The organism is Pseudocitrobacter sp. RIT415 (genome assembly GCF_003057695.2).
Lineage (GTDB): Bacteria > Pseudomonadota > Gammaproteobacteria > Enterobacterales > Enterobacteriaceae > Pseudocitrobacter > Pseudocitrobacter faecalis.
The window spans coordinates 78,264-102,089 of record NZ_QBJC02000017.1 but is presented as its reverse complement, the minus strand read 5'-3'; the positions used below and the strand labels follow the sequence as shown (position 1 = coordinate 102,089).

Below are 23,826 nucleotides of genomic sequence, written 5' to 3'. Positions count from 1 at the left end.
GCATTTCCGGATTCTTACACAACCACTGGATCGTTCAACCGATCCTTAACTGATCGGCATTACTCCAGATGGAGGCTATTTTGTTTACTCTTCACTCTTCTTATTGCTTAAACCGTATTCACGCAGTTTATTCGCAATCGCCGTATGCGACACACCAAGACGTTTCGCCAGCTTACGCGTACTCGGGAAGCTACGATATAGCTGCGTCAGCACCGAACGTTCAAAGCGGCGGGTGATCTCATCTAGCGAACCTTCCATCGCCTCTTCTCCCACCGCCGTAGTGGTGACGTCATAATCCGGCAGCAGCACATCATTTGGACGCAGTTCATAACCTTCCAGCTGCGTTAACGCGCGATAGACGGCGTTTTTCAGTTGGCGAACGTTACCCGGCCAGCCGTAGCGGGTTAACACATTACTGAGATCGGCCGAGAGTTTCGGGCGCGAGATGCCCTGCTCATCGGCAAAGCGCGCCACGAACAGTTCGGTCAGTGGCATCACGTCCTGCGGACGATCGCGCAGCGGCGGCAAATTCAGCGTCAGAACGTTCAGGCGATAATAGAGGTCTTCCCGGAACAACCCCTTCTGAACCAGTTCCACCAGGTTTTTCTGGGTGGCGCAAATCACGCGCACATCAACGTGCACTTCATGATCCTCCCCCACGCGGCGGAATGTACCGTCGTTCAGGAAACGCAGCAGTTTGGTTTGCATGCGCGGCGACATCTCGCCAATCTCGTCCAGCAGCACCGAACCGCCGTTCGCCTGCTCAAAGAACCCTTTTTTACCTTCAGGCGCGTGGCCAAAAAGTTCGCTCTCAACCGCATCTTCCGGAATCGAGGCGCAGTTCAGCGCCAGATACGGTTTTGCCGCGCGTGGACTCGCCAGGTGGCAGGCATGCGCCAGCAGATCTTTACCGGTACCTGTTTCGCCGACAATCAACAGCGGTGCGGTCAGCAGCGCCAGTTTGCGTGCCTGATCGACCACATGGCGCATTTTCGGGCTCACAGCGACGATCTGGCTGAATGCGCTCACATCCTGGGGAGTCTGAGTCTGAAGCTGACGGCCCATCCGAACAGTCGAGCGAAGCATCACAACGGCTCCGGCAAGGATACGCTGTTCGTGCTCGCCGCTCATGTATACCGGGGTGATTTCGAGCAAAAAGTTTTGCCCGTTGATCACCACGTGTTCCGCCTGTGTTTCCACCGGCTCGCTTTCCAGCCAGCGCTGGAAGTTAAAACCGCTGATGAGCTGGCTGGCGTTATGGTTGCGCATTTTGTCGGCGCTCATGCCAAACAACTGACAGCTCGCCGGGTTGGTGCGTTCGATTTTACTGCGGGTGTCGAGCGAGAGCACCGGCTCCGGCATCGCTTCGAGCAGTGCGCTTAATGCCAGATGCTCACGTTCAGAAGGCATCCACGGCACGGTACGCACGTCGGTCACGCCCGCGATGCGGCGGATCTCCGCCATTAAGGTGCTAAAGCTGGTGAACTCCAGCTCGGCAAAATTGAGGTAGATTCGGCCAATAGGGTCAATGTCGATCCCGCGCAAATCAATGCCGCGCAGCACCAACAAATCGAGTAATTCACGTGTCAGACCGAGGCGGTCCTCACAAAAGACTTCAAGACGCATGGGAATTTTCACCCTTATAAGCCAAAGACCCGTGAATAATAAGACACTTATCGTTCGGCGGGAAGCAGGCTGTCAACAATTATTGACAGTATGGCGGAAAAAACGCCATTGCGCCGTAAAGATTTTCGTTCAGGGGATAAATGAGCACAGGCCGACACAGGGTCGGCCTGAAGAAGATCACTTCGCGCCGCCCTTCTGGACGACGCCTTTAAGTTGACCAATCAGCTCGCGCCGGAAATCGCCGAGCCTGGGTTTGTCGTTATCGATCCACGGCAGTGGGCGACACAGTTCCATCGCCTTAATGCCCAGGCGTGCAGTCAGCAACCCGGCACCAATCCCCTGCGCGGCGCGTGCGGAAAGGCGCGCGGCCAGATCCTGCGACATCCAGTCCATGCCAATTTCGCGCACCAGTTCGCTGGCCCCGGCAAACGCGATATTGAGCAGCACCAGTTTGAACAGGCGCAGGCGGCTGTAATAGCCCAGTTCAATGCCGTAAAGCGTGGAGATGCGATTAATTAAACGCAAATTGCGCCAGGCGATGAACGCCATATCCACCAGCGCCAGCGGGCTGACGGCAATCATCATGGCAGATTCTGCCGCCGAGCGACTGATTTCCCGACGCGCCTGCGCATCCAGCGCCGGTTGCACCAGATGCGCGTATAGGCTGACCACTTCACGATCGTTTTGGGTTTCGTGGATGGCCGCATACCAGCGTTGCAGCGCCGGATGCGCCTGGTCGATACCCGCCTGCTGTGCCAGTTTTTCACAAAATGCACGGGCTTTACCGACGCCGTGGCTCTGCATGAGTTCTTTGGCTTCGTCCCGCTCCTGCGCGCGCTGGCGTAAACGCCACAAGCGCCGCCATTCCGTTGCCACCGACCCCACACCCGCGCCAACAATCAGCGCCCCGGCAGCGCAACCGCCCAGCGCCACCCAGTCCTGGGTTTGCCAGGCATTCATCGTCCACTGTACGCCCTGCGCCACCACGCTGATGCCAAAGATAGTGAGGCCCGCGGTGACCATCTTGCGCCACAGGCTACGTTTAGGACGCAGCACCGATTCCACAACCGCTTCCGCCTGCCCCTCTTCCGGCAGGGTTTCATCAAGCACAGCCGGCGCAAACTTGTCTGCGACATCATCAGTGAAGGTTTGTGACTGCCGGAACTGTTCGCTTTTTTCCGCTTCCAGCGGGCCGTCGAAATCGATGCGCGGTTTTAACGGTTCGTTCATCGCAATTTATCTCCAATCAAAAATTCCAGCGCCGCATCAAGACGAATATGCGGAAGCGGCTGGTCAACATCCATTACCTGCGGACGAAACGCCTCAAACTGAAAACCCTGTTTATCCCAGAACGCCTGCCCCGGCAACCGCGCGGGAACTTCCCCCGGGTAAACCGTGAGCGGCCGTCCGTCGCTGAGCCGATGACCGCGCAGCGCCGGGATTTTCTCTCCATCGACGTCAATCAGCCCGCTCTGCGTCGCCTGCACGGAGGCCAGCCCCAGGCAATCCATGGTGATGCCTTCAAAGGCCGCATTCTGCCAGGCATCCTGAATCAGTTGCTGTAGCAGTGACACCATATTGCTGTGCTGATCGACGGTAACGTGATCCGCTTTCGTAGCGGCAAACAGCAACTTATCAATAACGGGCGCGAACAGCCGACGAAACAGCGTGCGCTGGCCGTAGTGAAAACTGTGCATTAACTGCGTTAAGGCCAGGCGCATATCATTGAAGGCCTGTGGCCCGCTGTTAAGCGGTTGCAGGCAATCGACTAACACAATCTGGCGATCAAAGCGCAGAAAATGCTCTTTATAGAAGCCTTTCACCACTTTTTCACAATAGTAGTTAAAACGCTCGCGCAGCATGCCCGCATTGGTGTGTTTATCAGCCTGCGCCAGTTTGGCCTCGCCGATACCATCGACATCCGGCCAGGGGAAGAACTGCAACGCAGGCGCGCCTGCCATATCACCCGGCAGCACAAAGCGCCCCGGCTGAATAAAGTGCAGGCCTTCCTGCTTACAGGTATTAAGATAATCAGTCCACGCCTGAGCAATCGCCGCCAGACGGTTTTCATCGGCGGGCGCCAGCGGATCGAGCCCTTCGCATAACTTACGCCACTGTGCAGACCACTCGAGGCGTTGCCCCTGCAGCAGGCCGGTCATCTGGCGCGACCAGCTCAGGTAATCCTGCGCCAGCATCGGCAAATCCAGTAGCCATTCACCGGGGTAGTCGACAATTTCCAGATACAGCGTTGAGGTGTCTTTAAAGTGGCGTAATAGCGATTCATTGGAGCGAAAACGCAGCGCCAGACGAATCTCACTCACGCCACGGGTTGGCGTCGGCCAGGTTGGCGGTTGCCCGTAAAGCTGCGCCAGCCCTTCATCGTAAGTAAAACGCGGAATGCCCATATCCCGCTGCGGCACGCGCTTCACGCCAATCAGACGCTCTTCGCGCACTGCGCTCAACAGCGGCAAACGCGCCCCGGCGTGCAGGCTTAACAGTTGGTTCACCATCGCGGTGATAAACGCCGTTTTCCCGCTGCGGCTCAGGCCGGTAACGGCGAGACGCAGATGTCGGTCGACACCCCGGTTAACCAACGCATTGAATTCATTTTTAAGTCGCTTCATAGCGGTTCCATTATGCCCTGAAGGAAAAACGTATGAGGTAGATATTACATGAGGGTGATAAGGAAAGATGTAAAAGCTCAGAGATTACAATGGGCCCCCTGTTGTGCCGGAGACGGATGACAAACGCAACATTGCCAGATGCGCTATGCTTATCAGGCCTACAACGTTTCCGCAATATATTGAATTTGCAATGTTTTTCAGGATGGAAAAGGCGTTTACGCCGCATCCGGCAAGAACATAGCGCACTTTGTCGGCAATCTGAGGCGCAACCCCTGTTGCGCCACTTCGTTTATTTTACTGTCGGTTATACCGTTTCGACAATTTCGCCGCCGCGCGGCTCAGCAAAGGCTCCAGCGCCACCGCCAGCAGCATCTTCAACGGACGTCGAGCGACGGATTTTACCGCCCAGCCAGCAACCCCTGCCGGGCCGTAACGTAACGCGGTCAGAAGCACCAGCTTACCTGCGATTTTTAAACCGGGTTTTACCTGTTGCCCGGCACGTTGCCAGCGAGTATTCATGAGTATCCTCAATTAGAGTTGACGAAAACGACTACGTAGCGAAAAAGTATCCGACGTCACGTAACGTTCCATCTCCCGCAGACGTTGTTCGCCCGCGGCAAGTTGCGCGTCCACCGCATCCAGCAGTTCACTGCTGGTGGGGCTGTTCGCCTCACCCATCGCGCCTTCCGGCATCGGGTCGAGCGCGAAAGTCAGAATAATGTAGGCGACGACCACAAAGAAAAACAGGCCAAATAACATCGCCAGCACGGTGATAATTCGCACCAGTTTTACCGGCACGTCCAGGTAGTGCGCGATACCTGCGCAAACCCCTTTCACCATGCCCTGCTGGGGAATCCGCCACAATTTTTTATTAAAATCTAAGGCCATTATTTATCCCTCCAGTTCGGGTGCTCTGCATCCAGAATGGCTTCCAGCGCCTGAATGCGTTCGCGCATACGCTGAGCGTCATCGGTGAGCTGTAACAAACGCTGCTGCTCATTTTGCGTTAATCCACTGCTGCGCGAGCGGTTGCTGTAGTGCAGCCAAATCCATACCGGCAGGACAAACAGCACAAACAGTGTCAGCGGAATGGCAAGAAAAAGCGCGCTCATAGGTACTCCTTACAATGATGAGCAGCGGCACGCCGCGTGCCGCCAGAATAATTATTGGTTGTCCTGCTTCATTTTGGCTTTCAGTTGTGCCAGCTGTTCGCTGATTTCATCATCCGCTTTAAGCTCGGCAAATTGCTGATCCAGAGTCGGTTGTTTACCGAAACGGTGGCTCTCAGCTTCCGCTTCCATATGGTCGATGCGGCGCTCAAAAGATTCAAAACGCGCCATCGCTTGATCGATTTTACCGCTGTCTAGCTGGCGGCGCACATCGCGGGAAGAGTTTGCCGCCTGATGACGCAGTGCCAGCGCCTGTTGACGGGCCCGCGTTTCACTCAGTTTATTTTCCAGCTCGCCAATCTCTTTTTTCATGCGTGCCAGGGTTTCGTCCACCAGGGTAATTTCATGTTCCAGGGTGGTGATTAAATCGGTCAGTTTCTGCTTTTCGATCAATGCCGCACGCGCCAGATCTTCTTTCTCTTTACGCAGCGCCAGTTCGGCTTTTTCCTGCCATTCGGCCTGCTGTGCAAAAGCTTTCTCAACGCGACGCGTCAGATCTTTTTTCTCTGCCAGCGCCCGCGCCGATGTAGAACGCACTTCCACCAGCGTGTCTTCCATTTCCTGAATCATCAGACGCACCAGCTTTTGCGGGTCTTCCGCTTTCTCCAACAGGGAGTTGATGTTGGCATTCACGATGTCGGCAAAACGAGAAAAGATACCCATAATATAGTCCTCATAATTTCTGTTTTAGGCATTAGCCTGCTGTATGAGTAATACAATTCGCGTGCCAACTTTGTATCTTATTGATTCTACTTAAGGTGATTGAAATTTACCCGCTTTCGACGTAGAGTGAATTAGCGAATTACACTAACAAATGGTGAATTTCATCATGGCAGAATATAAAGACAATCTTCTCGGCGAAGCCAACCGCTTTCTGGAAGTCCTGGAGCAGGTTTCACGCCTTGCGCCACTGGATAAGCCGGTGTTGATCATCGGCGAACGCGGTACGGGTAAAGAGCTGATTGCGAACCGTCTGCATTATCTCTCCTCCTGCTGGCAGGGGCCGTTTATTTCGCTTAACTGCGCGGCGCTCAATGAAAACCTGCTCGATTCGGAATTATTCGGCCATGAAGCTGGTGCATTTACCGGCGCGCAAAAGCGCCATCCGGGGCGTTTTGAACGCGCCGATGGCGGGACATTATTCCTCGATGAGCTGGCGACCGCGCCCATGCTGGTACAGGAAAAGCTGCTACGCGTAATTGAATATGGCGAACTGGAACGCGTCGGCGGCAGCCAGCCGTTGCAGGTAAACGTTCGGCTGGTGTGCGCCACTAATGCTGATTTACCCCAGATGGTAGAAGACGGTACGTTCCGCGCCGACCTGCTTGACCGGTTAGCCTTTGATGTCGTACAGCTCCCGCCGCTGCGTGAGCGCCAAAGCGATATCATGCTTATGGCAAACCACTTCGCTATTCAGATGTGCCGTGAACTTGGGATGCCGCTGTTTCCAGGTTTCACCGAGCACGCCCGTGAAACATTGATGGGCTACCGTTGGCCTGGGAATATTCGAGAATTGAAGAACGTCGTGGAGCGTTCCGTTTATCGGCATGGCAGCAGTGATATTCCGCTGGACGACATTATTATCGATCCATTCCAACGGCAAAGTGAGCCAGAAACAGCGGAAAAAAGTAGCCCAAACGAGCCAAAACTACCGATGGATTTACGCCAGTTTCAGTTGGATCAGGAAAAAGATCTCCTGCAAAAGAGTTTGCAGCAGGCGCGGTTTAATCAGAAGCAGGCGGCGGAATTGCTTGGGCTTACCTACCATCAGCTACGGGCGTTGCTGAAGAAGCACCAGCTTTAACACGACGTTGCAGTTGCACCAGCGTCAGGTTGCCGCAAAACACGGCGCCCGTATCAATGTAGAGCTGATTGGCGGATTTAAAAGGTTTAGACACAGGCGTGTGGCCGAAGAAAAACTGATCGGCCCCACCTATCAAACACATGGAGCCGCGCTGGGCGCGATTAATACGCTGGCGGTTCCACACCACCTGAAAAGGGTCAACCGGTTTGTTGAAGGCATAATGGTCGTCCGGGTAGTCCGCATGGCAGATAACCATTTTTTTATCCCCGGTCACCACTTCGATAATCAACGGTAACTCTGCAATACGATACAGCAGCGCTTTCACGCGATGTTGCTCGTTCACGTTGAGGTCAAAATACCATCCGCCCCCGTTTGCCACCCACAGATTTGTGTGACCGTTTCCCTCCAGCGCGTCCAGCATCATCTCTTCATGATTGCCGCGCACCGCCCGGAACCAGGGCTGATTGAGCATCATCAGGCATTCAACATCTTCGCTTCCCCGATCGATTAAATCCCCCACCGAAATCAGCAGATCTTGCATAGGCTGAAATGCAATGCGCTCAAGATGTTGCATCAATAACGCGTAGCAGCCGTGCAGATCGCCCACCACCCAAATATTGCGCCAGAGGTCGCCATGAATGCGTTGATAGAGGCTCATTGTCACCTCCCGACATCGTCGATAAGATGAAAAAGGGGTTAGGTAAAGTTTAGGTCAGTTAGTCGTTGATGAGGTCGAATCTCTTGTTCGAAAAAACTCACTACATCTGCAAATGATTGTGATCGTATAATCACGCACCTTTCTCAATCGAAATCCCATTATGCGCGCTAAAACCTTCCGCTATAGCTTCTCGATTTTTTGCAGTGTGTTGATCCTGTACCTGCTTTTCATCTTCAATCGCGTCTACATCGGCGTGTTTTTGCACGAATGTGTGTGGGTAGTCCTGCTTTTTTCCGGTGTGATGTCCTGGTTTAATCGGCCCCGCTCACGCCAAAAAAATCGTTAAAATTGATTCCAGATCGCCATAACAAGTGCCTGAAATTAAATCAGGCACTGTTCGATTAACGCCATACTTTATTAGTAACGGGCAATTTGGCACAAATACCATATCCAATTTTTGACACATCGCACAAAATTATTTAGCATCATAGCTGTAAAAACACACGTCCCTTGAAAGTATGAAATTAAAGAAAAAAATCTCCTTCACTAAATCCTTAAATATTGTTTTCTCCAGCTTATTGTTTACGTTAATTATCGCCAGCGGTATGATCGCTTATCATCAGTGGATAGATATAAAAAAATCGTGCATCTCATTTTCAAAAAAATATGTATCGGTTTTGGAAAATATTATCAACGAAAAGCTTACCAATAGTGAAACATCCCTGAAACTCATCACAGAAACAATATGTGATCACTCAGAAATCAGCTCTCGCAGATTCAATAAATGGCTAAGTAGCCAGCTATACATCATGCCTAATATAACGGGCCTGAACATTCTCGATGCACATAATCATTACACACGGATCCCTATGCTGAGCGAAAACAATAAACTCATCAAAGGGTTCGTTCCTCAGTCACGCCCATGGTATCAGATAGCCACCAGTTATTCAGAACAAACTTCTTTCACACAGCCTTACAATGACTACATTTCAACTAAAAGAATCGTATCTGTTTCACTACCTTTCTTTGAAAGTGACGAATTAACGAATGGTGTCGTCGCTTTTGATATTGATTTATCGTTTGTTAACCAAGCATTAAGTAGTATTGATCCACCAATGCCTGGCAATAACTTCATTTTGACAGATAATGGTGAGCAAATCACAGATAAAGTCATCATGACAAATATCAAAAAGAACATGCAGTTGTTGAGGCAAACAATATGGAAGAGTGGTTCATTTTACAATCAGGAAGATGATTCATACTATTTTTACAAGAAAATGGATAATCCCTCATGGGTCGTTTTTTATAAAGTTACACAGCAAACCATGAATAGCACCATGATTGAAATGAACACCAAAATTTATTATTTCATCATGCTTTCCATTCTGATTATCTGCTTCGCCTGGTGGGCTATCATTTCAGTAATGAACACCACCTTAACGAATATTGCATCAAGTATTCGATACGGCCGATTTGATGGAGAAGACTCTTCAAAAATTTTAGCGTTTGAAATTGAAAACAATATTTCGCGGTTAGAAGACATCTCTTCAAAGGCAGCAACCGATGGCCTTACCAGATTGCTCAACCGCAGAGCTTTTGATCAACAACTTGAGACATTTAGCTACAAATCTGACTCTTGCCTTGCACTCATTGATATAGATGATTTTAAGGCCATAAACGATAAATTTGGCCACACTAAAGGCGATCTGGTACTCAAGACCATTGCCAAACTGGCCCGAAAATATGAAACCGAACACATTAAATTCTATCGCTACGGTGGAGAAGAGATTGCGGCGCTGTTTGACGGCATCAATATCAATGTTGCGAACTCTATTATCGAAGCGTTACGCATGGACATAGCGGCCATGAAATATCGTGAAAGTAATCTTAGAACAACAGTAAGTGGTGGCGTTGTGTCATTTGATAATAAGACCGGATTAGAAGCATTAGAGGCCGTTGATAAATTGCTCTACCTCTCTAAGGAGAACGGTAAAAACACCATTACACGATGAGTTTCTGAACGTATTCGGCATTTTATCATTTTAGTTTTATTCATAGAGATATAGTATGAGAAAGGTCATTTTGGTATTGCATTTACTGTTTGCCACACCACTCACCTGGGCCATTAACATAGACGACGCATATATATCACTTCAGTGTCCGCTACGCGGAAACATTGAGGTTATCCTACACCATTATCTTCACACTCAGGAGCGATGGGGAAAGGATGAGTTTGAAACGGGGGGAGGTCATATCATCGATGGTTCCAAATCGATATTTGAGTTCGCTAATCTTGATCAAATGATTTATGATCGTAATAGTGGTAGCTTTATTTTTTGGTATCAGGATCAACAAAAATTTGTACGCTGCCAGTTACTCGGACTGAGAAATAACTACCCTGTCCCACTGCCGATCATACATGAATACTAGAAGCAGGTCATGAGCATGCCAATAGATAAGGTGACATTACTGGCAAACTGCCTTTACCGTTGTGGATTGATACATGACGTAAGGTTTTGTGAGAATGAGATTGAGGACTATCTTAGCGACCAGGGCATTCCCTTTAAAAAATGGAATAAAGCGATTCCTAACGCAACGGCATCTGAGTTTTTATCTGTGTCGACAACATTGGATGAAACCAGCCTGCCCCGCTTTATTGACAGGCTATGGAAATTGTAAAATGCATTAATCAGGCTTAAGTTTCCCCACTACCTGTAAATCACGGAGATAGATAGAAAGATCGCTAAGCAATGTGCGAAGCATTTCAGTATCGGTACAACCGTTGCGGAGCATCTCATCGATTCTGTCATGTAAACTGGTGACACCCCCCGAAAAATTCTTTACGCCATTTTCAAGAAGATAAAGCCTCCTCTTTTCCTGTAAAGGAATCTCATCAACGACTTCAGACATCACGCATTGTTTGGTTTTATTATTTTTAAAAAAGAACACTATTCACTACACCCTCTGTGATGATCGCATAAGTCGAGTTTGGTCAAAAATTTGTGGTATGTGGTACGCAAGGCACCCGGTATTCAGTAATGATAACCTCACCCAACTGATTAGATTCAATCTTTAAAACATCCGGTGCACGAAGACGTGTTATGCCAATAGATGGCAGCAAACCCGCGTAGATCACTTTTTGGATGTGAGTTAAGTTATCAATATTTTCGTTAAGTGTAATTGAAATCCAATCCAGCTTATCACTGGTTTGGTTTTCTTCTATGCATAATGCGTAAGACAGCATAACATCACTGTTAGTGATAAACTCCTCATCATATTTCACATTCTTAATAAGCATTGAATATAATCCTGCTGGCTGAATATTCTGCGTGACTTCAGCAATATTAACGCTACTCATGATAGGTTTATCAATGCTGCATCGTATTAGTCGGCAATCCAGTTTCGCTACGTGAGCCAGGTAATCATAACGAGGTATCATATCCTCAAAGGGCCATTCATCGCGTTTACGAAATACAATCGGAGTGACACCAAACTGACGACGAAAGGCTGCAATAAAGGATGCAGCAGAATCAAAGCCGAACCATCGTGCGATATCCTTAACAGCGTGCCCGGTAATTCGTAGCGCAATAGCAGCGCCTGAGAGTCGCCTAAGACGACTATATGTGCCGATACTCAATGCCGTTTTTTGTTTAAAAAAACGCTGTAGGTGTCTTCTGGAAAATCCTGATTTTTCAGTGATCTCTTCTATCTTAAGATTATGATATTTATTGTTTTCAATCCACGCGGCCATATCACTGACAATACTTTCATAACGCATAATCACAATCCTGATTCATCAACCTGGCCAGATAAATGTAACGCATTACAGAAGGCTTACCAGGCATGATGGTATTGTGCTGGAAATCATGTGTCACATTTATACAGGATGAAATAACCCTGCGATGTCAATATTGGCCATAGAGAAAATGTAAATGTAACAATTCCGGTCAATGCCCTCCATGCCGTTTATCGGATTGGGCATAAATTCCAAATGCAAAGACTCTCCCGTCAAAAAGGAGCCCAAAAAGTCGCTGCCTTTTTTTGCTCATAAAATCAATGACTTGTTTTTTTATTGCGCATCCCTTTCAGCAGTGCGGTTGCATCATCTTGTTAAGATTATGTTTTTACAACCGCTCTGGTCACTTTTGCAATCGTCTGCACAGCGTTCATTGTAGGCAGGTCAGCAAGCATTAATCAGAGGAATAAGAAGGCTAACTGGAGATGTTATCGATAAAAAGATACCATACTTCAAGGCGATGGAGACTTTTCTCTCTATTGATAATTTTTTAATCAAATAATATCAGCGTACTCTGAGCATGTTCCGTCATTTTGCTCCTCTTGCGCATAGCGGGCGCCCTTTGAGCACGACAAGGGAAAGTGGAGCTTCAGGACGGAGAGTTGATTTACAGGGTATAATCTATGGGGAATCTGAAAATGCCCACGCTGTCCGTATCGAACGATGCGACCGGTGAAGCACCCACTTTCTCCTGGACACACGGATATGACAAATGTCATTAACTATTAATAAGATAGCCATACTATCTCACATCAAAAAAGAATTATGCGCCTGAATTTGTCATCACTCCTGGCAGGGTTAGGGTTAGTTTGTGGTCAGGCGATTGCCGCGCCGCCCGCTTCCCTGCCCGCCAATGCCGACATTCGCGATAGCGGCTTTGTCTACTGTGTCAGCGGGCAGGTCAACACGTTTAACCCGCAAAAAGCAGGTAGCGGTCTGATTGTCGACACGCTGGCGGCCCAGCTTTATGACCGGCTGCTGGATGTCGACCCCTATACTTATCGTCTGGTACCGGAACTGGCTGAACGCTGGGAGGTGCTGGATAACGGTGCAACCTACCGCTTCCATCTGCGCAACGACGTGCAGTTCCAGACCACGCGCTGGTTTAAGCCGTCCAGAAACCTCAACGCGGACGATGTCGTCTTCACCTTCGCGCGTATCTTTGATCGGAATCATCCATGGCATAACGTCAACGGCGGCAACTTCCCCTATTTCGACAGTTTGCAATTCGCCGATACGGTTCAGAGCGTGCGCAAACTCGACAGCCACACGGTAGAATTTCGCCTGAATCACCCGGACGCCTCCTTCCTCTGGCACCTGGCGACCCACTACGCCTCCGTCATGTCGTCGGAGTATGCCAACCAACTGGCGAAGCAGGATCACGAAGAACTGCTCGATCGCCAGCCAGTGGGCACAGGGCCATTTCTGCTCGATGAATATCGCACCGGACAATACATTCGGTTACAACGTCACGAAAAATTCTGGCGCGGTAAGCCCTTGATGCCTCAGGTTGTTGTTGACTTAGGCTCCGGTGGAACCGGTCGCTTATCAAAACTCCTGACCGGTGAGTGTGATGTTCTGGCCTGGCCTGCCGCCAGCCAGTTAACCATCTTACGTGACGATCCACGCTTGCGCCTGACGCTGCGTCCGGGGATGAACATCGCTTATCTGGCGTTCAATACTGATAAACCGCCGTTGAATAATCCTGAGATTCGCCACGCGCTGGCCCTGTCGATTAATAACCAGCGTCTGATGCAGTCTATCTATTACGGTACAGCGGAAACAGCGGCTTCCATTTTGCCTCGCGCCTCCTGGGCTTATGATAACGAGGCTAAAATTACCGAATACAATCCAGAAAAATCACGCCAGTTGCTGAAATCCCTGGGCGCGGAAAACCTCACGCTTCAGTTGTGGGTGCCGACCAGTTCGCAGGCATGGAACCCGAGTCCGTTAAAAACCGCCGAACTGATTCAGGCGGATATGGCGCAGGTTGGCGTGAAAGTGGTGATAGTGCCGGTTGAAGGCCGTTTCCAGGAGGCGCGCCTGATGGATATGAATCATGATCTGACGTTGTCCGGTTGGGCGACGGACAGTAACGATCCAGACAGTTTCTTCCGCCCGTTATTGAGTTGCGCGGCCATCTCCTCGCAAACCAACTTTGCCCATTGGTGTAACCGCGAATTCGATGACGTGCTGCGTAAAGCGCTGGCCTCACAACAGTTGGCATCGCGCATCGATGCCTACGACGAAGCCCAGCAGATTCTGGCACGCGAATTGCCTGTGTTACCGCTGGCCTCATCCCTGCGTTTACAGGCCTATCGCTATGATATTAAAGGCCTGGTGCTGAGCCCGTTCGGCAACGCCTCGTTTGCTGGGGTATCGCGTGAGAAAGAAGATAAGGTGAAAAAGCCATGATCATTTTTACCCTTCGTCGTTTACTGCTTTTGCTGGTGACGCTCTTCTTTCTTGGGCTGGTGGGTTTTAGCCTCAGCTACTTCACGCCGCATGCGCCATTGCAGGGCGCATCGTTCTGGAATGCGCTGGTGTTCTGGTTTAACGGCGTGCTGCACTGGGATTTCGGCGTTTCCAGCATCAACGGACAGCTTATCTCCGAGCAGTTAAAAGATGTTTTCCCGGCAACGATGGAGTTGTGCCTTCTCGCCTTTGGCTTTGCTCTGCTGGTGGGTATTCCCGTTGGGATGGTGGCCGGCATCACGCGCAATAAATGGCAGGATAAATTAATCAGCGCGTTGGCGTTGGTCGGTTTCTCTGTGCCGGTGTTCTGGCTTGCCCTGCTGTTCACGCTTTTCTTCTCGCTGACACTCGGATGGCTGCCCGTATCCGGACGTTTTGATCTGCTTTATCAGGTCAAAAGCGTGACCGGATTCGCGCTGATTGACGCCTGGCTCTCTGATTCGCCATGGCGCGAAGAGATGATTGCCAGCGCGCTGCGTCATATGGTATTGCCGGTACTGACTCTGGCCGTCGCACCCACCACCGAGGTCGTGCGTTTGATGCGTTTAAGCACCATTGCGGTGTTTGATTCCAACTACGTGAAAGCGGCTGCGACGCGCGGTGTCTCCCGGTTAACAATCTTGCGTCGCCATGTTCTGCATAACGCACTGCCGCCGGTGATCCCGCGTTTAGGGCTACAGTTTTCCACTATGCTAACGCTTGCGATGATCACCGAAATGGTCTTTAGCTGGCCGGGGCTGGGACGCTGGATGATTAACGCTATCCGCCAGCAAGATTACGCGGCGATTTCTGCGGGCGTGATGGTCATTGGCTCGCTGGTCATTATGGTAAACGTCGTCTCTGATATTTTGGGTGCAATGGCTAACCCTCTGAAACATAAGGAATGGTATGCCTTACGATAGCGTCTACATCGAGAAGCGCCCGCCCGGTGCGTTGCGCACCGTGTGGCGTAAATTCTACGGTGACACCACCGCGATGATTGGTCTTTATGGCTGTGGGGGGCTGGTGCTGCTGTGCGTATTCGGAAGCTGGTTCGCGCCCTATGGTATCGATCAGCAATTTCTCGGTTATCAACTGCTGCCACCGTCGTGGTCGCGCTATGGTGAAGTCTCCTTCTTCCTTGGCACGGACGATCTCGGCCGCGACGTGCTAAGCCGCTTGCTGAGCGGTGCTGCGCCGACCGTAGGCGGTGCCTTTGTGGTGACATTAGCTGCCACACTGTGCGGGCTGGTACTCGGCGTTCTCGCCGGGTCGACGCATGGCCTGCGTTCCGCCATGCTGAACCACATTCTCGACACCCTGCTCTCAATTCCGTCGCTGCTGCTGGCGATCATCGTCGTCGCCTTCGCCGGCCCGCATCTATCGCATGCGATGTTTGCCGTCTGGCTGGCATTGCTGCCGCGCATGGTACGTTCTATTTACAGTATGGTGCATGATGAACTCGAGCGTGATTATGTGGTAGCCGCCCGTCTGGATGGTGCATCAACACTGAATATTTTGTGGTTCGCTATTTTGCCGAATATCGCAGCGGGGCTGGTAACGGAAATCACCCGCGCGCTGTCGATGGCGATTCTGGATATTGCCGCGCTTGGTTTTCTTGACCTTGGCGCGCAGTTGCCGTCTCCGGAATGGGGCGCGATGCTGGGCGATGCGCTGGAACTGATCTACGTTGCGCCGTGGACGGTGATGCTGCCAGGTGCTGCGATAATGATTAGCGTGCTGCTGGTTAACCTGCTTGGCGACGGTATTCGTCGTGCCATTAACGCGGGGGTGGAGTAATGCCATTACTGGATATTCGTAATTTAACCATTGAACTGAAAACCAACGAAGGCTGGGTAAAGGCCGTCGACCGCGTCAGCATGACGCTCGCTGAAGGTGAAATTCGTGGGCTGGTTGGCGAATCCGGTTCAGGGAAAAGCCTGATCGCTAAAGCCATTTGCGGCGTCAATAAAGATAACTGGCGCGTCACCGCAGACCGCATGCGCTTTGATGATATCGACCTGCTGCGCCTCTCTAACCGAGAGCGTCGCAAGCTGGTCGGCCATAACGTGTCGATGATTTTCCAGGAACCGCAATCCTGTCTTGATCCGTCAGAACGCGTTGGCAAGCAGTTGAAGCAGAATATCCCCGGCTGGACCTACAAAGGCCGTTGGTGGCAGCGTTTTGGCTGGCGCAAGCGCCGTGTCATCGAACTGCTGCACCGCGTGGGGATTAAAGATCATAAAGATGCGATGCGCAGTTTCCCGTATGAACTTACGGAAGGTGAATGCCAGAAAGTGATGATTGCCATCGCCCTGGCGAACCAGCCGCGTTTGTTGATTGCCGATGAGCCAACGAACGCCATGGAACCGACCACCCAGGCACAGATTTTCCGTCTGCTGACGCGTCTCAACCAAAACAACAACACCACGATTCTGTTGATTTCACATGATTTGCAGATGCTTACCAAATGGGCGGATAAAATCAACGTCATGTACTGCGGGCAAACGGTGGAAACGGCACCAAGCGAAGATCTGGTGACCATTCCGCATCATCCGTATACGCAGGCGTTAATTCGCGCGATCCCTGATTTTGGAAGCCCTATGCCGCATAAAAGCCGCCTGAATACCATGCCGGGCGCTATTCCCCTGCTGGAGCAGTTACCGATTGGCTGCCGCCTGGGGCCGCGTTGCCCTTATGCGCAGCGGGAATGCATTGAAACGCCGCGTTTGACCGGTGCAAAAAACCATCTTTTCGCCTGTCATTTTCCGCTGAATATGGAGAGAGAGTGACGTGGTCGAGACATTACTTGAAGTGCGCAATCTGAGTAAAACGTTCCGCTATCGTACTGGCTGGTTTCACCGCCAGACGCTTCAGGCGGTCAAACCGCTCAGCTTTACATTGCGTGAAAAACAGACGCTGGCGATCATCGGCGAAAACGGTTCTGGGAAATCAACGCTGGCCAAAATGCTTGCAGGTATGATTGAACCGACCACGGGTGAGCTGTTGATTGACGATCATCCTCTTCACTATGGCGATTATTCGTTCCGTAGCCAGCGTATTCGTATGATTTTTCAGGATCCGTCAACGTCGCTGAATCCGCGTCAACGAATCTCGCAAATTCTCGATTTTCCGCTGCGCCTGAATACAGAGCTTGAAGCGGAGGAGCGGCAAAAACGGATTATCGAAACGCTACGTATGGTCGGGCTGCTGCCAGATCACGTCAGCTATTATCCGCATATGCTGGCACCCGGTCAGAAGCAACGTCTTGGGCTTGCGCGCGCGTTGATTCTGCGTCCCAAAGTGATTGTTTGCGATGAAGCGCTGGCGTCACTGGATATGTCAATGCGCTCACAGCTGGTCAACCTGATGCTGGAATTGCAGGAGAAACAGGGTATTTCGTATATCTATGTCACTCAGCATTTGGGCATGATGAAGCATATCAGCGACCAGGTGCTGGTCATGCATCAGGGTGAAGTGGTCGAACGCGGCAGTACTGCTGATGTGCTGGCAGCACCGCTGCATGATCTGACTAAACGTTTGATTGCGGGCCATTTTGGTGAGGCATTAACAGCAGACGCGTGGCGTAAAGACAGATAATTGTTCACCGCCGTTGGCAAAGATTTCATGTCCAATCCGACAGAGATGAAGTGGTCGGATTAACTCTCCCGGCGACTCATGCTAGAATCGCCGCGATTTAACGACGGCTCGCCGTTTTCAGGCAGGTCGCCATAACAATGAATATAAGGATTAAAAGCTATGGGTTTTCTTTCCGGTAAGCGCATTCTGGTCACTGGCGTTGCCAGCAAACTGTCCATCGCATACGGTATTGCGCAAGCGATGCACCGTGAAGGGGCTGAACTGGCGTTCACCTATCAGAACGAGAAACTGAAAGGCCGCGTAGAAGAGTTTGCCGCACAACTGAACTCCAGCATCGTGCTGCCGTGTGACGTGGCTGAAGATGAAAGCATCGAATCCCTGTTCACTGAACTGGCGAAAGTATGGCCGAAATTTGACGGTTTCGTTCACTCCATCGGCTTCGCGCCGGCAGACCAGTTAGACGGCGACTATGTGAACGCGGTGACCCGCGAAGGCTTCAAAATTGCGCACGACATCAGCGCATACAGCTTCGTTGCAATGGCGAAAGCCTGCCGCAGCATGCTGAACCCGGACTCTGCCCTGCTGACCCTCTCCTACCTGGGTGCAGAGCGCGCGATTCCTAACTACAACGTGATGGGTCTGGCTAAAGCGTCTCTGGAAGCTAACGTTCGCTACATGGCTAACGCTATGGGCCCGGAAGGTATCCGTGTTAACGCCATCTCTGCGGGCCCGATCCGTACGCTGGCCGCATCCGGTATCAAAGATTTCCGTAAAATGCTGGCGCACTGCGAAGCGGTTACCCCGATTCGTCGTACCGTTACCATTGAAGATGTGGGTAACTCTGCTGCATTCCTGTGCTCCAACCTCTCTGCCGGTATCTCCGGTGAAGTGGTTCACGTTGATGGCGGCTTCAGCATCGCTGCAATGAACGAACTGGAACTGAAATAAGTTCTTTGCCCTTCCGCGCTCGCGGAAGGGTATTCCCTCCCCCGTTTTTCCTTCTGTTATTCCAGTAAGTTATTAATTAGCACCGAACAATATTTTCTCCTATCGCGCGCTTACGCCAGGATATTTATCCATAACGATCCGGTGTTGCCTCTCATTCTTGCATCGGTTCGCCACTTACCATTCAAGGAATGCCCATGGAGCAACGCCGCGCTTACGGTAAAAGCCACTGGTATCATGAGACCCAGTCCCGATCGCAACACAGTGATGTTCTGCCCCTTGTGCCTGAAGCCGCCCACGTTGAAGATCGCTTTTTACTGGGGTTATCGCTGCCTGAATCGCTGCAACACGACTGTTCATCATGGCTAAGCGCCTGCCGTAATCTGGCACGAGCACTGTTTCCTGATGAAGTCGCCATCAGCCGCTTACGGACATTCAGTGCCTACGACCGTCTGAGTAGCGCGCTAACGGTCGCACAGGTGTGCGGTGTACAACGGCTCTGTAATCACTATGCCGCCCGTCTGGCACCCCTTCCTGGCCCTGATTCCTCGCGCGAAAGTAACCATCGTCTTGCTCAAATTACCCAGTACGCTCGTCAGCTTGCCAGTTCTCCCTCCGTAATAACACCTCTGGCACGACAGCAGCTCGACGATGTCGGGTTAACCTCCTATGACATTATTTTGATTAATCAGATTGTGGGTTTTGTCGGCTTCCAGGCACGCGTAGTGGCGATTTTCCAGGCGCAACTGGGGCAACCGGTACGCTGGATTCCCGGCATGCCGACACAAGAAGATGCCGCCGCAGAGGTGTTCGTGGCGACTGAGAGTGAATGGCTGAGCGATTTGCCCCCCGTCGATGCGCGTTATGCAACTAAAACCCAGGCGCAATCGCTGCTGCGCTGGCAGTCCCAACCGACACTCGCCGCATTAACCCCGCTGTTAGCACACGAGGAAACGATCCTGGATGATCTTGGGCAGTTGATCGCAACGCTCCCGGTAAATCCGCCCCTGCAAACTCTGGCGGCGCTGGTGCCTGCGCGCATTAACGGCAGCGTGAGCTGCTTTAATTACTACAGCGCACAATGGCAAGGTGCCAGCGGTCTCCCCGAGGCTATCCGTAATGGCGATCGCGCTGTGCAAGCATGGTGCCATCAGTATCCGCGCGAACAGGCCGTGACCCAGGCTATTGGCCTGTTGACCCGCGCGCCGGACCGTTTTAGCCCCGCGCAATTTGCGTCACTCACGGAAAACGGCTTGAGTGCGCAAGAGAGTACGACGCTACTCGCCTGGAGCGCGCTATTTGGCTGGTTAAATCGCTTACGAATCGCGCTGAGAAGCGAGCGGCAACCTGCGTAAAAGGATGAAAGAGCGCTTGCCGCAACAGTGAGAATCGCGTAAAACTGTCAGCCGCTCTTTTGGCCAAGAAAATACATCATTATGCTTCAGGATAACCCGCTGCTCGCGCAGCTAAAACAGCAACTTCACTCCCAGACGCCGCGTGCGGAAGGGGTTGTCAAAGGCACGGAAAAAGGTTTCGGTTTCCTCGAGGTCGATGCGCAGAAAAGCTACTTTATTCCACCGCCGCAGATGAAAAAAGTGATGCATGGCGATCGTATTATCGCTGTGATTCATTCTGAAAAAGATAAAGAAAGCGCCGAACCGGAAGAACTGGTTGAGCCATTCCTGACCCGCTTTGTCGGACGTGTGCACCGTAAAGACGATCGCCTCTCTATCGTTCCCGATCATCCTTTAATCAAAGATTCCATTCCTTGTCGCGCCGAGCGCGGCGTGGATCACGATTTCAAAGAAGGCGACTGGGCCGTGGCAGAAATGCGCCGCCACCCGCTGAAAGGCGATCGCACCTTCTACGCAGAACTGACCCAGTTCATCACCTTCGGCGACGATCACTTCGTGCCGTGGTGGGTGACTCTCGCCCGTCATAATCTGGAAAAAGAAGCGCCGGACGGCGTGGCAACGGAGATGCAGGATGAAGGGCTGGAACGTCGCGACCTTACCGCCTTCGACTTTGTCACCATCGATAGCGCCAGCACCGAAGATATGGATGATGCGCTGTATGTGGAAGAGGCCGCCGACGGCAAGCTGAATTTAACCGTGGCGATTGCCGACCCAACCGCATGGATTGTCGCAGGCAGCAAGCTTGATAACATCGCCAAAGTGCGCGCGTTCACCAACTATCTGCCGGGTTTTAACATCCCGATGCTGCCGCGTGAACTGTCCGACGACCTCTGCTCGCTGCGTGCCAATGTGGTTCGCCCGGTTCTCGCCTGCCGTATGACGCTGGCCGACGATGGTGCGATTGAAGATAATATCGAGTTCTTCGCGGCTACCATTGAATCGAAAGCTAAGCTGGCCTACGACGATGTTTCCAACTGGCTGGAAAAAACCGGCGCCTGGAAACCTGACAGCGAGAATATTGCGCGTCAAATCACGTTGTTGGAACGTGTGTGTCAACTGCGCAGCGAATGGCGGAAAACCCACGCGCTGGTGTTTAAAGACCGCCCGGACTACCGCTTTGTGCTGGGTGAAAAAGGCGAAGTGCTGGATATCGTTGCCGAACCACGCCGTATCGCTAACCGTATCGTTGAAGAGTCAATGATTGCGGCTAACATCTGCGCGGCACGCGTGCTTCGCGACAAGCTTGGTTTCGGTATTTATAACGTGCATACCGGTTTTGATCCGGCAAATACGGAAGCGCTGGCAGCATTGCTGAAAACGCACGACGTTCATGTGGATCCGGAAGAAGTTCTGACTCTGAATGGTTTCTGTAAGCTGCGTCGTGAGCTGGATGCACAGCCGTCAGGTTTCCTGGATAGCCGCATCCGTCGCTTCCAGTCTTTCGCTGAGATCAGCATCGAACCCGGCCCGCACTTTGGCCTGGGGCTTGAAGCCTACGCGACCTGGACTTCACCGATTCGTAAGTACGGCGACATGCTTAACCATCGCCTGCTGAAAGCGATCATCAAAGGTGAAAATGCTGCGCGCCCGCAGGATGATGTTACGGTACAAATGGCAGAACGCCGTCGCCTGAACCGCATGGCGGAACGTGACGTCGCAGACTGGCTGTATGCGCGCTATCTGAACCCGCAGGCGGGTAAAGAGACACGCTTCGCGGCAGAAATTATCGATATCAGCCGTGGCGGTATGCGCGTGCGTCTGGTCGACAATGGTGCCGTGGCCTTTATTCCGGCACCGTTCCTGCACGCCGTGCGTGACGAAATGGTTTGCAGCCAGGAAAACGGCACCGTACAGATCAAAGGCGAAGTCGCTTACAAAGTGACTGACGTTATTGATGTGACCATCGCAGAAGTGCGCATGGAAACCCGCAGCGTTATCGCCCGTCCGGCGGTTTAAGCCTGATAAAAAAGCGGTTTCGTTAAACGAAGCCGCTTTTCACTTAATGTTGTATCGTCTGCCATTTTTTTCTCTTCTCTTTTGCCGCTATTTTTAGCATCATTGATTTCATTCAAATTTCTAAACAGGGTTACACCATGTCTAATCTTGATGCGCATCAGGTTGCTCAACGTATTGATACCGTTCTCGATATCCTGGTGGCAGGTGATTACCACTCTGCAATCAATAACCTGGAAATTCTTAAAGCTGAACTGCTGACACAAATTGCCGATCAACAAGCTACACAAACAGGTCAGCCAAAATCCCCGTGGGAAATCTGACACCGCTCACCTCGCGAAAAGGCGCCAGCGCGTTTTCGCCCCGACTTTTGATACGTAATTAATTATGAATGCCCGACAACAATCCATCCTGCAGATGGTTATCGATAAAGGCCGTATGAGCGTCGCCGACCTGGCTAAAATGACCGGCGTCTCTGAAGTCACCATCCGCCAGGATTTGAACCTGCTCGAGAAAGAGAGCTACCTGCGCCGCACCCACGGCTTTGCGGTTCCGCTGGACAGCGAAGACGTAGAAACCCGCATGATGAATAACTTTGCGCTTAAGCGCGAGCTGGCAAGCTTTGCCGCCTCACTGGTGCTGCCAGGCGAAACCGTGTTCATCGAAAATGGCAGCAGTAATGCCCTGCTGGCGCGGACGCTGGCAGAGCAATCGGATATCACGATTATTACTGTAAGCAGTTATGTTGCTCACCTGCTGAAAGAGATGCCGGCGGAAGTTATCCTGCTTGGCGGTATCTATCAGAAGAAAAGCGAAAGCATGGTAGGCCCACTGACGCGCCAGTACATCCAGCAGGTTCATTTCAGTAAGGCGTTTATCGGTATTGACGGCTGGCAGGCTGCAACGGGCTTTACGGGCCGCGACATGATGCGTGCTGACGTGGTGAATGCCGTTCTGGAAAAACAGTGTGAAGCGATTGCATTGAGTGACAGCAGCAAGTTTGGCGTTACTCATGCATATCCGCTTGGGCCGATGACGAAGTTTAGCCGGGTGATCACCGATGATGGGCTGGCGGCAGAACAGCAGACTCTACTTGAGCGATCCGGGCTGAAGGTGGATATTGTTAAGAGGCCGTAGGGGGCCCCTCACCCGGCCCTCTCCCACAGGGAGAGGGAGTAAACCGCACACATATTGAAAAAGGCTCAATCGGTTCCCTCTCCCTATGGGAGAGGGTTAGTGTGAGGACTCTTTCTCCCACAAAACATCCATTCCTCGTATTGCGCTCCTCACTCCGCTATGAGATTTTTCCTAGTGTCCAATTAGGACTTTTTACCTGTCGAATATACGATAAAAACGTAGAATTAATGTTAGCGATATAACAGGAAGTAACTATCACTTGCGTGACTAAGTAACAGTTCTACAACCTGCGCAACATGCTTCACGACATAAGCCGTTTTTATCTCTGGCCAGCGGCTATAATTTAAATAGGCTTTTTCCGTGAATCGAATATTCAGGAGAAAATACGATGACTTCAATGAACAAAAAAATCACTGCAGCAGTAATCGCTGCCACTTTAGTAATGTCACTGAGCGCATGTTCAAACTGGTCCAAACGCGATCGTAACACAGCTATTGGCGCTGGCGCAGGCGCACTGGGCGGTGCAGTATTAACTGACGGCAGCACCCTGGGGACACTGGGCGGTGCGGCAGTCGGCGGGATTATCGGCCACCAGGTTGGCAAATAATTAATCGTCTGTGTATTTGAAAAAGAATTCAGGGCCCC

General features: G+C 51.5%; 26 protein-coding genes. 15 read left to right on the top strand and 11 right to left on the bottom strand.

Annotated elements, in window-relative coordinates; all coding sequences use genetic code 11:
- Positions 1 to 84: 84 nt before the first annotated feature.
- From tyrR to pspA, 7 genes are all read right to left on the bottom strand, one after another.
- On the bottom strand, positions 85 to 1,626 hold the full coding sequence (tyrR, locus tag DBY68_RS16615; RefSeq protein ID WP_108475588.1) for a transcriptional regulator TyrR: 1,542 nt from the start codon (positions 1,624 to 1,626) through the stop codon (positions 85 to 87).
- Positions 1,627 to 1,803: 177 nt separating this feature from the next.
- Positions 1,804 to 2,856 (bottom strand): YcjF family protein, encoded by a 1,053-nt coding sequence (locus DBY68_RS16610; protein WP_108475589.1) that lies wholly within the window; start codon positions 2,854 to 2,856, stop codon positions 1,804 to 1,806.
- Positions 2,853 to 4,250: a YcjX family protein gene (locus DBY68_RS16605; RefSeq protein ID WP_108475590.1), complete on the bottom strand. Its 1,398-nt coding sequence runs from the start codon at positions 4,248 to 4,250 to the stop codon at positions 2,853 to 2,855. The genes DBY68_RS16610 and DBY68_RS16605 overlap by 4 nt, the downstream gene beginning before the upstream one ends.
- A gap of 294 nt (positions 4,251 to 4,544) precedes the next feature.
- On the bottom strand, positions 4,545 to 4,769 hold the full coding sequence (gene pspD, locus DBY68_RS16600; RefSeq protein ID WP_015964613.1) for a phage shock protein PspD: 225 nt from the start codon (positions 4,767 to 4,769) through the stop codon (positions 4,545 to 4,547).
- A 12-nt stretch (positions 4,770 to 4,781) separates the two neighbouring features.
- A complete protein-coding gene (gene pspC / locus DBY68_RS16595; protein ID WP_108475591.1) occupies positions 4,782 to 5,141 on the bottom strand; it encodes an envelope stress response membrane protein PspC in 360 nt (119 codons plus the stop codon).
- A complete protein-coding gene (pspB, locus tag DBY68_RS16590) occupies positions 5,138 to 5,362 on the bottom strand; it encodes an envelope stress response membrane protein PspB (RefSeq protein ID WP_108475592.1) in 225 nt (74 codons plus the stop codon). Before pspB ends, pspC begins: the two co-directional genes overlap by 4 nt.
- Before the next feature lie 51 nt (positions 5,363 to 5,413).
- On the bottom strand, positions 5,414 to 6,082 hold the full coding sequence (gene pspA / locus DBY68_RS16585) for a phage shock protein PspA (protein WP_108475593.1): 669 nt from the start codon (positions 6,080 to 6,082) through the stop codon (positions 5,414 to 5,416).
- Between the two features lie 151 nt (positions 6,083 to 6,233).
- Here pspA and pspF point away from each other — a divergent pair, with 151 nt between their 5' ends.
- The gene (pspF, locus tag DBY68_RS16580; protein ID WP_189623234.1) at positions 6,234 to 7,223 is read left to right on the top strand and encodes a phage shock protein operon transcriptional activator; all 990 of its coding nucleotides are present in this window, start codon (positions 6,234 to 6,236) and stop codon (positions 7,221 to 7,223) included.
- On the opposite strand, the gene DBY68_RS16575 is transcribed toward pspF, so the two are convergent.
- Complete coding sequence (locus DBY68_RS16575) at positions 7,177 to 7,881, bottom strand: metallophosphoesterase (RefSeq protein ID WP_108475595.1); 705 nt, start codon at positions 7,879 to 7,881, stop codon at positions 7,177 to 7,179. The genes pspF and DBY68_RS16575 overlap by 47 nt on opposite strands.
- Positions 7,882 to 8,399: 518 nt before the next feature.
- Here DBY68_RS16575 and DBY68_RS16570 point away from each other — a divergent pair.
- Genes DBY68_RS16570 through DBY68_RS16560 form a run of 3 tightly spaced genes read left to right on the top strand, consistent with a single transcriptional unit; the run spans position 8,400 to position 10,560 of the window.
- Positions 8,400 to 9,893 carry a sensor domain-containing diguanylate cyclase gene (locus DBY68_RS16570; RefSeq protein ID WP_108475596.1) on the top strand — a complete coding sequence of 498 codons (1,494 nt, stop codon included), beginning with the start codon at positions 8,400 to 8,402 and terminating at the stop codon, positions 9,891 to 9,893.
- A gap of 55 nt (positions 9,894 to 9,948) precedes the next feature.
- Positions 9,949 to 10,311, top strand: a complete 363-nt coding sequence (locus DBY68_RS23120; protein ID WP_108475597.1) for a hypothetical protein — start codon at positions 9,949 to 9,951, stop codon at positions 10,309 to 10,311.
- A 15-nt stretch (positions 10,312 to 10,326) separates the two neighbouring features.
- Complete coding sequence (locus DBY68_RS16560) at positions 10,327 to 10,560, top strand: hypothetical protein (protein ID WP_108475598.1); 234 nt, start codon at positions 10,327 to 10,329, stop codon at positions 10,558 to 10,560.
- 6 nt (positions 10,561 to 10,566) lie between these two features.
- Here the strand turns inward: DBY68_RS16560 and DBY68_RS16555 are convergent, their stop codons facing one another.
- The gene (locus DBY68_RS16555) at positions 10,567 to 10,791 is read right to left on the bottom strand and encodes a hypothetical protein (protein WP_146745470.1); all 225 of its coding nucleotides are present in this window, start codon (positions 10,789 to 10,791) and stop codon (positions 10,567 to 10,569) included.
- 82 nt (positions 10,792 to 10,873) lie between these two features.
- On the bottom strand, positions 10,874 to 11,659 hold the full coding sequence (locus tag DBY68_RS16550) for a helix-turn-helix domain-containing protein (protein WP_108475600.1): 786 nt from the start codon (positions 11,657 to 11,659) through the stop codon (positions 10,874 to 10,876).
- Positions 11,660 to 12,442: 783 nt separating this feature from the next.
- On the opposite strand from DBY68_RS16550, the gene sapA reads away from it, so the two are divergent.
- The 8 genes from sapA (at position 12,443) to DBY68_RS16510 (ending at position 22,047) form a co-directional block, all read left to right on the top strand.
- Positions 12,443 to 14,092, top strand: a complete 1,650-nt coding sequence (gene sapA, locus DBY68_RS16545) for an ABC transporter substrate-binding protein SapA (RefSeq protein WP_108475601.1) — start codon at positions 12,443 to 12,445, stop codon at positions 14,090 to 14,092.
- Positions 14,089 to 15,054 carry a putrescine export ABC transporter permease SapB gene (gene sapB, locus DBY68_RS16540; protein WP_108475602.1) on the top strand — a complete coding sequence of 322 codons (966 nt, stop codon included), beginning with the start codon at positions 14,089 to 14,091 and terminating at the stop codon, positions 15,052 to 15,054. Before sapA ends, sapB begins: the two co-directional genes overlap by 4 nt.
- Positions 15,041 to 15,931 carry a putrescine export ABC transporter permease SapC gene (sapC, locus tag DBY68_RS16535; protein WP_015964626.1) on the top strand — a complete coding sequence of 297 codons (891 nt, stop codon included), beginning with the start codon at positions 15,041 to 15,043 and terminating at the stop codon, positions 15,929 to 15,931. The genes sapB and sapC overlap by 14 nt, the downstream gene beginning before the upstream one ends.
- A complete protein-coding gene (sapD, locus tag DBY68_RS16530) occupies positions 15,931 to 16,923 on the top strand; it encodes a putrescine export ABC transporter ATP-binding protein SapD (protein WP_108475603.1) in 993 nt (330 codons plus the stop codon). Before sapC ends, sapD begins: the two co-directional genes overlap by 1 nt.
- Position 16,924: 1 nt before the next feature.
- Positions 16,925 to 17,731, top strand: coding sequence for a putrescine export ABC transporter ATP-binding protein SapF (gene sapF, locus DBY68_RS16525; protein WP_108475604.1), 807 nt, complete (start codon positions 16,925 to 16,927; stop codon positions 17,729 to 17,731).
- A 159-nt stretch (positions 17,732 to 17,890) separates the two neighbouring features.
- Positions 17,891 to 18,679, top strand: coding sequence for an enoyl-ACP reductase FabI (gene fabI / locus DBY68_RS16520; RefSeq protein ID WP_108475605.1), 789 nt, complete (start codon positions 17,891 to 17,893; stop codon positions 18,677 to 18,679).
- Positions 18,680 to 18,873: 194 nt separating this feature from the next.
- Positions 18,874 to 20,031 (top strand): carboxymuconolactone decarboxylase family protein, encoded by a 1,158-nt coding sequence (locus tag DBY68_RS16515; protein ID WP_108475606.1) that lies wholly within the window; start codon positions 18,874 to 18,876, stop codon positions 20,029 to 20,031.
- Between the two features lie 81 nt (positions 20,032 to 20,112).
- Positions 20,113 to 22,047, top strand: a complete 1,935-nt coding sequence (locus DBY68_RS16510) for an exoribonuclease II (protein ID WP_108475607.1) — start codon at positions 20,113 to 20,115, stop codon at positions 22,045 to 22,047.
- On the opposite strand, the gene DBY68_RS22930 is transcribed toward DBY68_RS16510, so the two are convergent.
- A complete protein-coding gene (locus tag DBY68_RS22930) occupies positions 22,044 to 22,205 on the bottom strand; it encodes a hypothetical protein (RefSeq protein WP_158529122.1) in 162 nt (53 codons plus the stop codon). The genes DBY68_RS16510 and DBY68_RS22930 overlap by 4 nt on opposite strands.
- Between DBY68_RS22930 and DBY68_RS16505 the strand changes: the two genes are divergently transcribed.
- The 3 genes from DBY68_RS16505 (at position 22,185) to osmB (ending at position 23,788) form a co-directional block, all read left to right on the top strand.
- A complete protein-coding gene (locus DBY68_RS16505) occupies positions 22,185 to 22,367 on the top strand; it encodes a hypothetical protein (RefSeq protein ID WP_108475608.1) in 183 nt (60 codons plus the stop codon). The two genes, DBY68_RS22930 and DBY68_RS16505, sit on opposite strands and share 21 nt — an antisense overlap.
- 64 nt (positions 22,368 to 22,431) lie before the next feature.
- A complete protein-coding gene (locus DBY68_RS16500) occupies positions 22,432 to 23,181 on the top strand; it encodes a DNA-binding transcriptional regulator YciT (RefSeq protein WP_108475609.1) in 750 nt (249 codons plus the stop codon).
- 388 nt (positions 23,182 to 23,569) lie between these two features.
- Positions 23,570 to 23,788: an osmotically-inducible lipoprotein OsmB gene (osmB, locus tag DBY68_RS16495; protein WP_015964634.1), complete on the top strand. Its 219-nt coding sequence runs from the start codon at positions 23,570 to 23,572 to the stop codon at positions 23,786 to 23,788.
- Positions 23,789 to 23,826: the final 38 nt, after the last annotated feature.

Bases quoted from the DNA above. Each gene is read 5' to 3' on its own strand.
- sapD (WP_108475603.1), top strand. From the start codon at position 15,931: ATGCCATTACTGGATATTCGTAATTTAACCATTGAACTGAAAACCAAC.
- DBY68_RS16575 (WP_108475595.1), bottom strand. From the start codon at position 7,881: ATGAGCCTCTATCAACGCATTCATGGCGACCTCTGGCGCAATATTTGG.
- DBY68_RS16510 (WP_108475607.1), top strand. From the start codon at position 20,113: ATGCTTCAGGATAACCCGCTGCTCGCGCAGCTAAAACAGCAACTTCAC.
- fabI (WP_108475605.1), top strand. From the start codon at position 17,891: ATGGGTTTTCTTTCCGGTAAGCGCATTCTGGTCACTGGCGTTGCCAGC.
- DBY68_RS16505 (WP_108475608.1), top strand. From the start codon at position 22,185: ATGTCTAATCTTGATGCGCATCAGGTTGCTCAACGTATTGATACCGTT.
- DBY68_RS16515 (WP_108475606.1), top strand. From the start codon at position 18,874: ATGGAGCAACGCCGCGCTTACGGTAAAAGCCACTGGTATCATGAGACC.
- DBY68_RS16560 (WP_108475598.1), top strand. From the start codon at position 10,327: ATGCCAATAGATAAGGTGACATTACTGGCAAACTGCCTTTACCGTTGT.
- DBY68_RS16550 (WP_108475600.1), bottom strand. From the start codon at position 11,659: ATGCGTTATGAAAGTATTGTCAGTGATATGGCCGCGTGGATTGAAAAC.
- DBY68_RS16555 (WP_146745470.1), bottom strand. From the start codon at position 10,791: ATGTCTGAAGTCGTTGATGAGATTCCTTTACAGGAAAAGAGGAGGCTT.
- DBY68_RS23120 (WP_108475597.1), top strand. From the start codon at position 9,949: ATGAGAAAGGTCATTTTGGTATTGCATTTACTGTTTGCCACACCACTC.
- DBY68_RS16605 (WP_108475590.1), bottom strand. From the start codon at position 4,250: ATGAAGCGACTTAAAAATGAATTCAATGCGTTGGTTAACCGGGGTGTC.
- osmB (WP_015964634.1), top strand. From the start codon at position 23,570: ATGACTTCAATGAACAAAAAAATCACTGCAGCAGTAATCGCTGCCACT.
- pspD (WP_015964613.1), bottom strand. From the start codon at position 4,769: ATGAATACTCGCTGGCAACGTGCCGGGCAACAGGTAAAACCCGGTTTA.
- sapA (WP_108475601.1), top strand. From the start codon at position 12,443: ATGCGCCTGAATTTGTCATCACTCCTGGCAGGGTTAGGGTTAGTTTGT.
- DBY68_RS16500 (WP_108475609.1), top strand. From the start codon at position 22,432: ATGAATGCCCGACAACAATCCATCCTGCAGATGGTTATCGATAAAGGC.
- DBY68_RS22930 (WP_158529122.1), bottom strand. From the start codon at position 22,205: ATGCGCATCAAGATTAGACATGGTGTAACCCTGTTTAGAAATTTGAAT.
- DBY68_RS16570 (WP_108475596.1), top strand. From the start codon at position 8,400: ATGAAATTAAAGAAAAAAATCTCCTTCACTAAATCCTTAAATATTGTT.
- sapB (WP_108475602.1), top strand. From the start codon at position 14,089: ATGATCATTTTTACCCTTCGTCGTTTACTGCTTTTGCTGGTGACGCTC.
- pspF (WP_189623234.1), top strand. From the start codon at position 6,234: ATGGTGAATTTCATCATGGCAGAATATAAAGACAATCTTCTCGGCGAA.
- tyrR (WP_108475588.1), bottom strand. From the start codon at position 1,626: ATGCGTCTTGAAGTCTTTTGTGAGGACCGCCTCGGTCTGACACGTGAA.
- sapC (WP_015964626.1), top strand. From the start codon at position 15,041: ATGCCTTACGATAGCGTCTACATCGAGAAGCGCCCGCCCGGTGCGTTG.
- pspA (WP_108475593.1), bottom strand. From the start codon at position 6,082: ATGGGTATCTTTTCTCGTTTTGCCGACATCGTGAATGCCAACATCAAC.
- DBY68_RS16610 (WP_108475589.1), bottom strand. From the start codon at position 2,856: ATGAACGAACCGTTAAAACCGCGCATCGATTTCGACGGCCCGCTGGAA.
- pspB (WP_108475592.1), bottom strand. From the start codon at position 5,362: ATGAGCGCGCTTTTTCTTGCCATTCCGCTGACACTGTTTGTGCTGTTT.